Here is a 13,238-nt window from a genome sequence, read left to right as displayed (position 1 = left end):
ATTTTTTATAAGCCTAGTTCTTCAATTAGATCTCTTTGAAATTTGGATCCAAGAATTGTATTGGCGGCCATGGCACCACTGGCTGCTACAGGTGGTATCCCGATTCCTGGGAATGTACTTGAGCCACACAACAATAGATTTTTAATTGGAGTTTTATTTCCTGGGAAAAGGCCTTCTGCAGCTGATAAGGCTGGACCATAACTTCCATTTTTTGTATTTAAAAACCGTTGATGTGTAAGTGGTGTCCCTAGCATTTTTACTTCGATTCTTTCTTCTATATCAGGCACTAATTTTTTTATTGGTTCCCAGAAGACTGAGCACCTCTCTTCTTTTGTACGTTCATATTCTTTTGAACCAATTTTAAGCCCCTCCCATCTTTCCCACGGTTCATTCGCAGGTGTATACCCATGAAGTATGTGCTTATTTGGTGGAGACATTGTTGGATCTAATGCCGATGGAATAGAGAGAACTACAACATTTCTCTCGGCTGTAATACCCTTGGACCAATCATTAACCCATATTGAATGAAGTGGAATATCTTTCAGTCCTTCTGCATTAAACCCAAGATGTAGATGAAGAAATGACTTACATTTTGGAGTCTTTGACCTTTTCCCTCTCCACTTTTGGGATATCTCTTTTGGTATTAACTCAATAGTATTCCAAATATCTGCATTGCTAACTATATGATCTGCAAATATTCTCTCACCGTTTTTCAATTCAATTCCGATTGCTTTATTCCTTTTTATTATTATCTGACTAACTTTTGAATTTAGTTGAAGATCCCCTCCAAATGAGTAAATCCCATCCAATAGTGCCTTAACGATTGATTCACTTCCTCCCTTTGGATATTCCAAGTAGGCATCGGGGTTAAACCAATCATCAAAAAGTGTTGCCATAGCTGCTGCATTTGTTTCGTCTTTAGATAAACCACTTATTAGAAAACAAAGTAATTCAACCCAATTTCTTAAAAATGGATCTTTAAGATGGTCATCAACTAAATTTCCAAAAGCACCTCCAAGATATTTAAAAGATTTCAAGTGTGTGAGAAGTGTTTTACTACGTTTTAAGAGCTGCAATACGGTTTCCTTGTTTTGATTTAGAGCTAATAAAGGAATTGCATTAGCTGCTGCACCAATAGGTTTAATAACTTGAATAAAATTTTCCCACTCTTTCATGGCATCTTTTCCGCTAATTGAATTGATCTGATCAAGAAAACGTCTATCTCCAACTCCAATTGTGTAGTCACCCTCAGGAATTTGAACATTCCAATCCTGATATTTAATTAAATCAACTTTTTGGTTAAGAGCTTTAAGGACCTGACCTAAAGGATTTGTCGTAGGCCAACTACCTATTCCACTCCAAAGAGATGGACCAGATTCAAATTTATAACCATTTTTCTCAAAGCCATGAGCAGCACCTCCTGGCTTTGAGTGAGCCTCAAGAATTAGGACCCTTTTACCTGCTTTTGCGAGTAGTCCGCCGCAACATAAACCTCCTATACCACTTCCAATAACTATTACTTCAGGATTTCTCATTTATTTTTTAATTAAGAGATTTTTTCTTCTTTAGAGTTTCTACAACAATTTCTTCGTGACTGCTTCAAACAATTGAATATTAAAAAAAATATTGACTAAATTGTTGTTTGTTTAAGAAGAGGTATTGATGGACGTATGTAAACAAACAGTGCTCCGTGCATATCTCGGATGATTCTTAAATCCTTGTCCACATAGATCACGCTAATCTCACAATTTGGATTTTCTTTATTCCATGGTAGAAGTTTCCATACGGTCTTAACTGGATACCACCTTTCCATCAGAATGCTATCTATAAAGGGGATTTTCCCCAGACCATCAACCTCTGACACCTTAGTCTTCTCTAACTCCATAGAAAGTATGTTGTTTTTTAACTGAAGTTTGTTAGCAAGCGTTATGACGCGCCCGCCAAAGGTAGGCAAAAGTTTGAACCAACCAAGGATAGGGATAGTTGTAAGACCAAAGATCGTAGTATCAAAGGTAGAGATCATTTCTCCTTTAGTAAAATTGAGATATTGACCTACTCTGCCTACTGTTGACAAACCAAATGATCCTACTTGTAAAAGATGAAGCTTGAAAAATAAATCGCTTTTTGATTTGTCGTTTAAGGCTTTTTCAATGGCTAAAAAGAATGGAGAGCTTCTAAATAACTCAACTGATGAGTAAATAAGCTCCCATTCACCTTCAATAGAACTCTGAGTTATTTCATCTGACAGTGGCTGTAGATCCTCAACCAGTTTCTTCATCTCTTCTAATTTATTTTGGTACATAGGAGCAATCATCGCGTTCATTCTTTGACCTCTATCTGTTGCTGCTGCGACTTGGTAAATAAGGGCTTTTAGATCCTTCCGGTCTTTCATTTTATTTAATTGATTAATTCGTTCTTGAACTTCTTGACCTTAACTAAAATTTACGAAAGACTTTGTTTTTATACATAGCTTTAACAAGTAATATTTGTACGTTTCTAATTGATTTGGCTTATAACATTCATATGATTACTACCAAAACCTTACTACTGACAATATTTGTTCCCTTGGCCTGTCTTAAACTGTTTGGCTTCTATAAAAAAATTCTCAAGGTCTCAGAACCGTCCTTAAAGCAAATTAAAGCAAAATTAGAAAGAACATTTTCAATAGATAGCTAAGTTAATTGATCGATTTTTAATAAAGAATAAAGCATTAATACCTTCTTGATAGTCATTTTTGCTTTAAGTGAGACTTTCCCTGCTTTTATTTAAATAAGACTATGACTTGTTTTTTTCATCTTTTGCCTTATTTTGAACTTTATTTATAGGAATTAGCAAGATGCAAATGCTATTTACATCTACATGTAAATAGATTGTTCGGTTTGGATACCCACAATGTGCTAGATGTTGTATATAGGTAATTCTTAATTCAATGTCTCAATTAAGTATCAAAGTTAGCGCTAAAGGCGAAGCCATGATCGCTACTCTTCAAAAGGAAATCTTTAACAGAAGAAGAAAAAAAGTAACAGCATCACAAGTTGTTGAAACTCTTGTAGAGAGTGGTGCTAAATCTCAATCTGATAAACGTTACGCAGCTTCTTGGAAAAACTTAATTAAGGATATTGAGAAAGCTGCAAAAGTTTCTGAAGTCCATGGTAATAAGCCTGCCAATGTTAGTGCTGATGAGTGGGCTTTGATTCTTTCTCACCGTACTCGTAAAACTACAAGAGCTAAGAAGGTTTCAGCAAAAACCTCTGCTAAAAAGACAGCTGTCAAAAAGCCTGTAGCTAAAAAAGCAATTGCTAAGAAGGCAGTAAGTAAACCTGCTCCAGCCAAGACTGCTGCTAAAGCAAAAGTTAAGACTTCTAAAGTTAAGACAGCTGTTAAGAAAGTAGCTTCTGCTCAGGCAAAAAAGTCAACTTCAAGCGCTAAGTCAGTTTCAAAGGTAACATCTAAGGCTGTAGCAGGAAGACCTGCAAGGCGTGCAAGGAAAGCAAGTTCTAAAGCCGTCAAAGCTTAGTCCAAAAGCCAGATCCGTCAAAGCGGCGTGAAAAGTGCAATGCTTTTCTCTGGCTATTTTAGTAATTATGTTAATTAGTATCCCAAGCCTACATTACCTTTTGTGTAGCCTTGGCAGTAGTACTTGGCATGGTAGTAGTGATTAGTGATATTAGCTTTCTCTCCCTCTAGTCCATCGATTCTTTGCTTCCCTAATTTTAATCCTCTTGCAGCTTCTTCACCCGTAATCAAATCAGCGCTAAGACGTCCGCAAATATCATTAACTTTGAAGTCTTTCGCTGAAGGACCTCTGACATAGCCAGCAAAAAACGCTAGAAATAATCCAAGGGTTACAAATCTTCGGTGGTTTCTCCACCATTCATAACTATTCAGATTTAGTTTCTTTTTTAATTCGATGTTCATCTATATCTAAAATAGCTTTGTTATACCCTAGGCTTTAGAACCTTATTTATTGATGTAGCTCTTGATAATCAAACATTTTAGCTTAATCACATAGTTAAAGAATTAACCTTTTCCCTTTTGTGTTGATCATATTCTCAAAGTACGATTGGATTAACGGCAACTCTTTTTTCGAATGATTGAGAAAATTTCAAAAGATGATTGGCAATATCTTGTCCCCTTTTTTGCTTGCACTATTTGCTTCATTGCAACAGATTTTTTAGGAATAATTGATAAGACTTACATTGCTTATTGGTCTGGTCGTTTGTTTTATGAGCCATACAGGATGATTACGTCCCATTTTTTTCACGGTGACCTAAATCATTTATTGGCAAATGTCTCTGGAATTATTGTGGCCAGATATTTTCTAAAATCACTTGGCCTTAAAAGTGACTATTTCTTTCTAGCTTTTGTTGCATTGATAATGCCTATCCAAGCATTTATTTGTTGGTGCCTAGATATTTTAGTTTTAGGTAATCCTATGTCTCTAGCAATTGGCTTTAGTGGTGTTTTATTTGGTATCGACGCTTTTATTTTAATGACAACTATTTATGGAAAGAATAAATTTCTTTCAATCAGTTGCGAATTAAAGAAAGATCCAGGATTACTAAAATCTATTTCTTTACTCACAGGTGTTGGAATTATTTGGTCATTCCTCCCTGGAATTAGTCTATTTGGTCATATGTCTGGACTTTTGGCAGGATTTCTATTGTTTTGGCTCTGAATAATTAATTTTGTGTTATTGCTTGTTCAGAAAAACGTGAATATCTGATTGGTGAAAACTTCTAATTCAACTTTAATTGAATTGCTCTCACTTCACTTGATAAACTTTTGACCTTCCATTACATTTACGTACAGCCCACTCTGTTGGGGATTTTAAACTTTCTTGTTCTACACAAATAGTTTGATAATTAGCCCATTTAGCTATTGGGCCTAATCTTATTGCAATTAGTGCAAGGCTAAACGCACATAAAAATGCACACAACAGCAAAGCAATCCCAGTAAATAGATCATTAAACTTGAACTTCATTTCAGTTAAATTAAAGTTTTTATTTTTCTGGGTTTCATTCATAGAACTAATTGGTTGAAATAAAATGTCTAAATATTGAAAGATTCATATACTGGTTTCTTTTTTATGGTGGCATAGGGAGTAAAAACTGAATGAATTTTATAGATGTATTTATTGATAGTTAACAGTTGATCGTTCTCTTAGGTTTCTTCATTTGTCTTTTCACCATTAAACATCCTGTTCTCCCCGATCACGATTGTTAACCATCCAAGTGCTAGGAGCCATCCAGCTTGATATTCTCCTTTTAGAAAATCAAATAGCGCTAGAGTACTTGCAGAAATAGCAAGAGTACGTACTGCAAACCTTCCAAAGGTAATTTTCTTTTTTTTAATAGGTTTATCCATATATCCATTTTGCAGGAACTAACTTCTTAAAACAAATTTTGCCTGGATCAGTTATTGAAATTTATTCTTTTGAAAACATCTTGTTAATAGGATTAAATCTATCATTTCTTCCTTGTCATAAGATGATTGATCCTCTTCTCTCACACCGCTTCCCTCTGTTAAACCTTGTAGTTCTAATTTCTTCCTAATCAATTTTTTTCTTTCTTCACTTGAAAGACTCTTAAAACGTTTTTTTCTCTCTTCACGACTTTCATCATTGTTCATTCGATTCTTTTGATAATAATTTGAGTGATGAAAATGGATTGAAAATTGCTGCTCTTAGTTTAATTCATTAAATAATTGTTTTATAGAAGTGCATCAATGACTTTTGCTCCTCTTGATTTCTTACCTAGAGAGAGTGGATTAGACTTATCTAATATTGAGGCCAAGCATGTGATCCAACTACTACCTTCACATACTTGAGCAACTACGCAAATGTGTTTAGGAGCTTTTTCAGTGCAACCCTGAGTGCGAGAAAATTTAATAGATTCCAGTTGAGAATCAAGTTCTAATTCCAGCAATGATAACTCGTCTTTACTAATAGCTTCACCAGACGCATAGCTTTCGAGCAGAATTTGATAGTTCATTAATTGAAAAGTTGTTATTGATCTAGAAAAATTAAGATCGAAAAAGTTTTTCTAAATCTTGCTTGGCTTTCTCTAATTCATTTAGTTTTTTGGAACTTGTTTTTTGCCCCCATTTATCTACTTCTCCAGTTCGACCATTTTTAATGGTCATCCTTATCCACCAAAATTGAAGACTCAAGAAAATTATTCCAAAAAGAATTAGTTCAATAGTTCCTTGCTTCATCCCCAACTACAATTTTTTATAAATTTAACGTTTTTCTATAGTCAAGTTCATTTGTCATGTTTTTATTACTCATTAGGATCAACTTCAGTGATTCTAATATTTAAACCAACGTATAGAAGAATACCTCCAATAAGTGGAGTCCAAAGACCCCATTGGTTTAAGTCATGTGATTGTAGAAATTCCATTTATTCTTCATCTCTTCTAATGGTGATTTGATTTGTTTTATATTCTGATATTACTTTATTGGCTATTTCAACAATAAATGAATTTGGACAGTGTAAAGCCTCTTGTAACTCAGCTAATTCATCAAAAATAAATTCTAGACTCCTTGCAATAATAGCTTGGTGTTGTTCTTCTTTTGGTTCCCAATCATTAGCCATTAATTTCCTCAGTAATGGTCTGCTATTACGTTATGCATCTTTGAAATATATTTTTCAGTTGGTGTTGTTTGTTCTTTTTTTCTTATGCGACTTTGACTTACATCCATGCACTGTCTATCACTTCTAGTTCGTCATTTGTGGAATACCTTCATCAGGTACTTTAAATATGAGTTAAACCAAACATGATCCCTTTAGAGATTGCCCATCCAATACCAAGGCATATGACGACTGTAAAAAGTGTTTTTAAGAGGTCCATGTTCTTTTAGTCCCTTCCAAATGCAGTTCTTAAGTCACTTGAAAAATCGAATTGAACCCCATTATTAGATGAACCTAGGTTTTGTATTAACTTTGAACTGGCAAATCTAGATTGAGTTGATGAATAAATTGATTGAGACTTTACTGCTGATGATTTTACTGCCGCTGCTCTTTTTGTTGTTGCCTTTGTTGCTGTAGCTGAGGTCATTAAAAAAAATGTATTTCTTACAACTTAGACCGACTGAGTTAAAAGGCGATAGTTGTTAACTTTTTACAATCTTAAAATCAACAACCAAGCTGGGATTGATATGAGTGCGGTGATCGTACTAAAAACAACAAGAGAGGTTGCTTCCTTTTCATCTCTTGAGGCTGCTTGGGAGATTAATAAGATAGATATTGCTGTTGGCGCAGCTGCTTGCAGTACTAAGGCCTCTCGCATGACGCTGGGTAATCTTATTACTGAGGAAATGATCAACATAATGACTGGCAATCCAACCAGTTTCATGATTAATGCATTTTTTATGGATGTTATTTGGTTTTTTATTCTTGAAAGATTGGCTTTCCTTAGCCAACTTAGACGCATTCCAACGATTACCAGTGCTAGAACAATTACAACTCTTGATGGAATCCATAGTAAGTATGTTATTTGTTCATCCCATGGAGATGAATGAATAATTAACGCGCCAATTAATCCTTTAACAGCAGGACTGCTAAATATTCCTTTTATGAAATTCTTCCAATATCTATTAGAACTTAAAACTTTTGAAGGATCTGTTAACAGTATTGGTCCGAGACTCCAAATCACTAATGTCGCACCGAGGTCAAATCCAATGCTGTAGATCAAAGCATGATCGGGAAGCAGTGCTAGTGAAACTGGTATTCCAAAATACCCTGTATTTCCAAATGCGCTCCCTAATTGAAGCGTTCTGTTTTGTATAAGGTTATTTACACTAGGAAGGCGATTTAATATAGTCATTAAAAAGCCAATAGCTACCAATGCTAATGCAGCAGATTCTATTAAGGGCAATTCTAGTCCAGACTTAAGTAATATCCCCATCAAGCTGATAGGAATTCCATAGCTAATTAGTGGACGAGAAATCGTTAGAGATAAATTTTCTTTAAATCGCCCGAGTAAATAGCCTATTAAAAGACATGGTATTAATTCAGATAAAAGAAGGATTATTTCCAACTGAGTAAAGCAAATAACATTAGTCTTGCTATGTAGTTAATAGTGGTTTTATTGATTTATTTCTTTATTTTAACGTAGGTTTATCTTTGTAAGTACTACCAATAATCTGGATATAAAGGGTTATTCTCTGGTTGAGAATTTTTTAATTTGTAAGCTAGCTTATTTCTCCTTGTAAATACTTTTTTCTGAACAGCCTAATGTTTCTCCAAAAAGAATATCTGTGCACATTGCGTTGCATAAAAGATAAACGACCCAACTAGCAACAGGGACTCCAACTAAATAGCTAAATGGGTGTTTTACTTTGATGAACCCAACAATTGCAACGATTAGAACAACAATCAAGTTGATGATTCGTTTGAGGATTTTTCTTGGTATCTGCATTAGCTATTTCTAGCAGAACTTTTGCTTTTATATCTAGTTTTTACCACAACTATTAGTCAGTTTTGTTTTGTTTGGGTATTGTTTACTCATATTAAAAATCATCGATGTCTTCTACTGTTACTTCAGTTTTTACTTTTAAGGTTGAAAGCACCTTTGATGAGTGGGCTGCAATTTTCGACAGCAAAGAAGCTACCAGAAGGCATAGAGAGTTTAATATTCAGCCTTTGTACAGAGGCTGCAGTGATGATGACCCTCAAAAAATCATTGTTATCCATCAGCACCCAGAGGGAAACATTGAGAAATTTGTTGAAGCAAATGGTGACTGGATGGCGAGCCACAGAGTTGATCTATCTACAATGGAGAAATCTGCTTGGACTTGGACTGACAACAGCAATGTGCAGTTTAAAGCTGCTTAATAAGAATACTTGCCCCGTACTTAAGATATAACCAGATACTTTTTCCAGACTTTGATTATTATCAACCATTCAAGTCTATTAATAGCTTTAGCTATTTAAATTTTCATGATTACCCTTATTGATTAAGCTTTCTATAATTAAAAGTAACTTTTTGCTTTTTAAGTAGTGATATTTCTTTTTTATAAAATTGATGTTGAATTAGATATCTCTATGGGAATTGATATTATTCCGATAAACAAAATTAGAATCGGGAGATTCCACAATATAAGTAGCTGAATAAACTTAAATTTGGTGAATTTAAACATAGTTAGTAATCAGTACGCTTAAGTCCCCATAAATTCCCTTGCTCTGATGCTTTTACAATCGCTTTATAAGTATCTAAAGTCATGACTTTAATTAAACTAAAATAATTTTTTTAAAGTTACCTATTTACTCACTGATTGTATGTAGGGAGAAATACCAAATCTATTTAGGAAAAATTATTTATGTAATTAGTTTTTCTAATAATTGACTTTTTAGGGCTTCGTTCTTTTTAGTCTTTTAAAATTAATTTAAAGTATATAAAAAGTAGTTTAAGTTACATTTTCTTGTAATTATATGCATTAAGAACTTTCTTTGGATATTCATTAAGATCTAATAAATCAAAATCTTTAACTGATTTAGATTCGGTTACCTATGCAAAAATTGTTCGGTAGATTTCTTTCAGCCCTATTTACTTATTTCTAAGATTGTGGCATCGAGTTTAAGGAAAAATGCCTTCAAGACCAATTACATCCTGCAAACGATATGCAGTTAGCTACCGAGATTTAGCTAATAACAGACATGAGTTAGGATTTTATGCTATCGATGCTTTTGAAGCTAGGCAACTAGCAATTGAGTTCAACAAATTTGTTCGTGAGCATCCAAATTCCATTGATAGGATTTCACTCAGAAATAAAGTCATAGTTTAATGTCCTTACGTTTAACTGACATTTTTCAAATTACTAATATCTGGGTAGGAATCTTACCTTTTGAAAAAATATTCTGAAAACATATTATTCAATAACCTTGGATAATATGTTTTTTGTTTATTTATCTTGTATCCATAGAGCGAGTCCTCCGCCCTTACCTCTTGCTGACAACCATTTACCTTTTGGATCGATCGCTATTAGTGCGAAAAATGGTCTCTTCTTATGATCCGGTGTCGGTAAAGATCTCTTTAAGATAGTCAATGAAGCTACTTTTATTTGAATGCAATCGAAAGTAAATGGTAATAATGGCTGCTTCCTTTCTAAATTTGCGTACCCACTAAATCTCAGAGTTAGCAATCCAAATCTAATTGCGTTGGCAATAGTAAACTTCTCTTCTTCTGGATTCTGTGTATCCTTCTTCAACTCTAGGCTCGCTGAAAGAACCTGTAGCAAAGTGCTTGAAATTGAGTCTTCTGTATCTGATCCCTGTTTCCATACTGAATTAAATTTCCATAGTCCTAATAGAGAGTCAAATTCAATTCCACTCCCTTCTATTCTTGCGCTTTTTTCTAATTCTTTAAGTTTGTCTAGAGAAGGAAGTTCCATTCTTTTTTCGTCCATTTATTTGGATAATCTTAATCAGATATCCGACGTCGAGTGGTTTTAGCCTTTATTATTTTTTCAGCCATGAGAAGTTTTGAGTTAATACGTTGATTAATTCTACATTTTTTTATTCATGTGTTTCCTTTCAATATTTAATTTTCATTATGTATTTTGTGAGACTTTTAAATTTTCAGGTCATAATTAGAAATTATTAAAAGCTTGAGTCCTTAGTTTTGGTTAAAGAATTTAAACCAAGTACATCACTCATAACAGTTGGACTAAATTTATTTATGCTTATTTTTTTGCTTTTAGCTATTTAAGTCAGAATACTCATGCTATGGACGGTGCTTATTCTTTTTGCTTGAATGGAGTGTTAATTAACTTCCCAAATGACTACTTTTAGAGAACGAATTAATTCACATCTCCCGATAGTTCTTCAATTGTTAAGCACTGCATCCTTGGTTGTGATCGCGCTGTCTGCTATTTGTGGATCTCAATCATTGAAGAGATTGTCTTCTGCCCATGAAATGCCTAGTTCGGCTGAAGTGCATCACGATCACTGATTTAGTGATTCTTGTACAACTGTCTCTAGGGCTTAAATAAGCCCTTTCTTTTTGTCTTTATTTCATAGGAACGACAATTGATTGGCATTAGGTTTGTTTATTGGCTCGGCTTCCCATTCTTCTGGGTCCCATTTAGTCATAAGTGGTTTTAAAGCTTTCAGGTCTTGAGCGTTTTTCACTGAAGCTATCCATTCTTCTTCAAGTCCATTTGGAATAATTACTGGCATACGGTTATGAAATTGTTTTACTAATTCATTTGGTTCGGTTGTTAGAACACAACAACTTTCTAGTTCACTTCCTTCTTGAGACATCCATCTATTCCAAAGTCCAGCTAACCAAAAAGTTTGAGAATCTTTTCTACGTATTAGGTGACCTTTTTCTAAAAATCCGCTTGCTGGTATTAAACATCTCTTATGCTTCCAACTTGCACGAAAAAGTTTCTTTTCTTCGACACTTTCGGATCTAGCATTAAATGGTTTTGGTCTTGTGTTGTCGAAAGGGTCTTTACTCCACTCAGAAATAAATCCCCAAAGCATTATTGATGTTTGTGTCTTGCCTTCATTTTTTAGAACAAGAATTGGAGACCCTGGCTTGATTAATACTTGTGGTTCATATTTTTGGCTCAACCCTCTTGGCATATCTTTTTTTAAAAGATCAGGAAGATTTATAAAATCGTTTATTAGTTGGTATCTTCCGCACATACCATTAATTCTTTAGAGGCTTTATGGTCAGAATCATTTTTAAATTATTAGCGTTCTTAGAATAATGGCAAAGTTCCTTGAGTAATTTCTTTTTGACTTGTATTTCCTGAAAATATTATTTTCGAATATTGATCTGCGTAGGCGCAGTTCTTACAGGAATGATTTGATTCTGGAACTTCTAGCTGATTCATTAGTGCCACCATTTCATCTAGTCGACTCTCTATCCAATCATTGTTCCATTTGTAGGGAACAAGATATTCATCAAAACGCATGGTCTTATTAAATTCATCTTCATCCCTTTTTGCATTGCAAACAAGAAAATAGGACGTTGGATGAACACTAAAACCCATTCCGGAGAGCAAGTAAGCATAAAAATCCATTTGAATTTTATAGGCCTCGTGAAATGGATCATCTAAATAATCTTTCTTATCAACTCGTCCGTTTTTAGCTTGAGATTTGTAATCCACAATTATTAGTTGCTCTGTAATAGTGTCTTGCCAAATATCGTCTACACCACCAGTTAAAATTATTCCTGTATCCTTGTAACGATGCATTAATCCTCGATTAAGAGAGTTTCTCCAGTTATCTATTTCAGGATGATCAAATGGAACAACATGAGATAGTCCATTAGATGCAAATATTCTGTGTGGAATCTGTTTCTGTCTGCAATAGTCAAATTCTTTTTTGAGTAATAGGTCAGTGGTTTCATTGAGAGTCCAACCTGGTGTCCCTGGAGGATCGAGACCTCTCACCCGATCGAGATAAAAACACCTTTGACAAGTGAGGAAATTAGAGAACCGACCTCTGCTGATTTTGAAATCTTCTTTTTGATTTGGCTCATAGAGAGAAGACTTACGGCTTCGAAGGCCTGTTGCTTCAATTGGTATTTTTTTGCTATTCCTTTTGAGATCAATCATGTGGTGTGGATTTCAACTGTATTTATTCGATAGATTCCATTTTTATGAGTGCAATTGTCTTTCTCCTCTCCGTTAGGAGATTTAGAACCTTTTTACTCAATTGAGAGAGATTTTTCAATTAATCGTTTTTAAACCTTTATAAGCTACCTTTTCTTAATATCTCGGTATGGACTGCTTTTCTTGAAGACAAATTCAGTTAAACAAAAAAGTTTTCCACAGCTCCTATGACCTTAATAATAATCAAATCGGTCTAGACAAGCTTTTCCAATAAAAAAGACCCTAGGTATGGTGTCCTACGGGCCTGGGTGATGGGGATACTATTTCTAACCCTATTTCTTTGATAAATCAACCCCCCCCCTACTGATGGTGTTCGTTTAAGTCTGAGGTGAAAGATATGGTGCTTTAATGTTGCCTAATCTGATTGATTTGATTATTATTTTTGGGAGCTGGGTGATGGGGATCTTTCAGCCGATAATATTTGCCCTCATAAGATGAGGGCTTTTTTATTGGTTTTTCTTGACTGGACTTATCCGTTTATATTTTTTTATTACCCTTTATCTCTTTGTAATAAGTGTCGAGTTCTAACCTTTGGTCTGCTTAATTCCTGGTATTGGAGAATCCATTTTCTAGATGTTTTGAAATAGATGACTTGACAATACCTAATTTT

Annotated in this window: 20 protein-coding genes; 5 read left to right on the top strand and 15 right to left on the bottom strand. The window is 34.4% G+C overall.

The window, feature by feature from the left end:
- Positions 1–5: 5 nt before the first annotated feature.
- Positions 6–1,535 carry a phytoene desaturase family protein gene (locus PMN2A_RS05475; protein ID WP_011294587.1) on the bottom strand — a complete coding sequence of 510 codons (1,530 nt, stop codon included), beginning with the start codon at positions 1,533–1,535 and terminating at the stop codon, positions 6–8.
- 95 nt (positions 1,536–1,630) lie between these two features.
- The gene (locus PMN2A_RS05470) at positions 1,631–2,392 is read right to left on the bottom strand and encodes a PAP/fibrillin family protein (protein ID WP_011294586.1); all 762 of its coding nucleotides are present in this window, start codon (positions 2,390–2,392) and stop codon (positions 1,631–1,633) included.
- Positions 2,393–2,929: 537 nt separating this feature from the next.
- On the opposite strand from PMN2A_RS05470, the gene PMN2A_RS05465 reads away from it, so the two are divergent.
- Positions 2,930–3,517 (top strand): hypothetical protein, encoded by a 588-nt coding sequence (locus tag PMN2A_RS05465; protein WP_011294585.1) that lies wholly within the window; start codon positions 2,930–2,932, stop codon positions 3,515–3,517.
- Between the two features lie 74 nt (positions 3,518–3,591).
- On the opposite strand, the gene PMN2A_RS05460 is transcribed toward PMN2A_RS05465, so the two are convergent.
- The gene (locus tag PMN2A_RS05460; RefSeq protein ID WP_011294584.1) at positions 3,592–3,918 is read right to left on the bottom strand and encodes a hypothetical protein; all 327 of its coding nucleotides are present in this window, start codon (positions 3,916–3,918) and stop codon (positions 3,592–3,594) included.
- A gap of 172 nt (positions 3,919–4,090) precedes the next feature.
- On the opposite strand from PMN2A_RS05460, the gene PMN2A_RS05455 reads away from it, so the two are divergent.
- A complete protein-coding gene (locus PMN2A_RS05455; protein ID WP_011294583.1) occupies positions 4,091–4,678 on the top strand; it encodes a rhomboid family intramembrane serine protease in 588 nt (195 codons plus the stop codon).
- An 87-nt stretch (positions 4,679–4,765) separates the two neighbouring features.
- On the opposite strand, the gene PMN2A_RS05450 is transcribed toward PMN2A_RS05455, so the two are convergent.
- The 9 genes from PMN2A_RS05450 to PMN2A_RS05410 all read right to left on the bottom strand — a co-directional run bounded on the left by PMN2A_RS05450 (position 4,766) and on the right by PMN2A_RS05410 (position 8,421).
- Entirely contained in the window at positions 4,766–5,026 is a 261-nt protein-coding gene (locus tag PMN2A_RS05450) for a hypothetical protein (protein ID WP_011294582.1), read from the bottom strand.
- A 137-nt stretch (positions 5,027–5,163) separates the two neighbouring features.
- Positions 5,164–5,367 carry a hypothetical protein gene (locus tag PMN2A_RS05445; protein WP_011295106.1) on the bottom strand — a complete coding sequence of 68 codons (204 nt, stop codon included), beginning with the start codon at positions 5,365–5,367 and terminating at the stop codon, positions 5,164–5,166.
- 51 nt (positions 5,368–5,418) lie between these two features.
- Positions 5,419–5,631 carry a hypothetical protein gene (locus tag PMN2A_RS05440; protein WP_011294581.1) on the bottom strand — a complete coding sequence of 71 codons (213 nt, stop codon included), beginning with the start codon at positions 5,629–5,631 and terminating at the stop codon, positions 5,419–5,421.
- 80 nt (positions 5,632–5,711) lie between these two features.
- The gene (locus PMN2A_RS05435) at positions 5,712–5,993 is read right to left on the bottom strand and encodes a hypothetical protein (RefSeq protein WP_011294580.1); all 282 of its coding nucleotides are present in this window, start codon (positions 5,991–5,993) and stop codon (positions 5,712–5,714) included.
- A 31-nt stretch (positions 5,994–6,024) separates the two neighbouring features.
- Complete coding sequence (locus PMN2A_RS05430; RefSeq protein ID WP_011294579.1) at positions 6,025–6,216, bottom strand: hypothetical protein; 192 nt, start codon at positions 6,214–6,216, stop codon at positions 6,025–6,027.
- Between the two features lie 185 nt (positions 6,217–6,401).
- Positions 6,402–6,596 carry a hypothetical protein gene (locus tag PMN2A_RS05425; RefSeq protein ID WP_011294578.1) on the bottom strand — a complete coding sequence of 65 codons (195 nt, stop codon included), beginning with the start codon at positions 6,594–6,596 and terminating at the stop codon, positions 6,402–6,404.
- A 262-nt stretch (positions 6,597–6,858) separates the two neighbouring features.
- Positions 6,859–7,059, bottom strand: a complete 201-nt coding sequence (locus tag PMN2A_RS05420; RefSeq protein ID WP_011294577.1) for a hypothetical protein — start codon at positions 7,057–7,059, stop codon at positions 6,859–6,861.
- 63 nt (positions 7,060–7,122) lie between these two features.
- Positions 7,123–8,040: an AEC family transporter gene (locus tag PMN2A_RS05415; RefSeq protein ID WP_011294576.1), complete on the bottom strand. Its 918-nt coding sequence runs from the start codon at positions 8,038–8,040 to the stop codon at positions 7,123–7,125.
- 159 nt (positions 8,041–8,199) lie between these two features.
- The gene (locus PMN2A_RS05410) at positions 8,200–8,421 is read right to left on the bottom strand and encodes a hypothetical protein (protein WP_011295049.1); all 222 of its coding nucleotides are present in this window, start codon (positions 8,419–8,421) and stop codon (positions 8,200–8,202) included.
- A gap of 104 nt (positions 8,422–8,525) precedes the next feature.
- Here PMN2A_RS05410 and PMN2A_RS05405 point away from each other — a divergent pair, with 104 nt between their 5' ends.
- Positions 8,526–8,837, top strand: coding sequence for a DUF3764 family protein (locus PMN2A_RS05405; RefSeq protein ID WP_011294575.1), 312 nt, complete (start codon positions 8,526–8,528; stop codon positions 8,835–8,837).
- A 752-nt stretch (positions 8,838–9,589) separates the two neighbouring features.
- Complete coding sequence (locus tag PMN2A_RS05400) at positions 9,590–9,787, top strand: hypothetical protein (RefSeq protein WP_011294574.1); 198 nt, start codon at positions 9,590–9,592, stop codon at positions 9,785–9,787.
- Positions 9,788–9,904: 117 nt separating this feature from the next.
- Here the strand turns inward: PMN2A_RS05400 and PMN2A_RS05395 are convergent, their stop codons facing one another.
- Positions 9,905–10,408, bottom strand: coding sequence for a hypothetical protein (locus PMN2A_RS05395; protein ID WP_011294573.1), 504 nt, complete (start codon positions 10,406–10,408; stop codon positions 9,905–9,907).
- 371 nt (positions 10,409–10,779) lie between these two features.
- Here PMN2A_RS05395 and PMN2A_RS10605 point away from each other — a divergent pair, with 371 nt between their 5' ends.
- Complete coding sequence (locus PMN2A_RS10605; protein ID WP_011294572.1) at positions 10,780–10,953, top strand: hypothetical protein; 174 nt, start codon at positions 10,780–10,782, stop codon at positions 10,951–10,953.
- 62 nt (positions 10,954–11,015) lie between these two features.
- Here the strand turns inward: PMN2A_RS10605 and PMN2A_RS05390 are convergent, their stop codons facing one another.
- Both PMN2A_RS05390 and PMN2A_RS05385 read right to left on the bottom strand, forming a co-directional pair.
- Positions 11,016–11,654, bottom strand: coding sequence for an SOS response-associated peptidase (locus PMN2A_RS05390; protein ID WP_011294571.1), 639 nt, complete (start codon positions 11,652–11,654; stop codon positions 11,016–11,018).
- A gap of 56 nt (positions 11,655–11,710) precedes the next feature.
- A complete protein-coding gene (locus PMN2A_RS05385) occupies positions 11,711–12,571 on the bottom strand; it encodes a PD-(D/E)XK nuclease family protein (RefSeq protein ID WP_011294570.1) in 861 nt (286 codons plus the stop codon).
- Positions 12,572–13,238: the final 667 nt, after the last annotated feature.

It is taken from the genome of Prochlorococcus marinus str. NATL2A, assembly GCF_000012465.1.
GTDB lineage: Bacteria > Cyanobacteriota > Cyanobacteriia > PCC-6307 > Cyanobiaceae > Prochlorococcus_B > Prochlorococcus_B marinus_B.
Note: the sequence above shows the minus strand (reverse complement) of the source record. Positions and strands in the feature narration are given on the sequence as shown.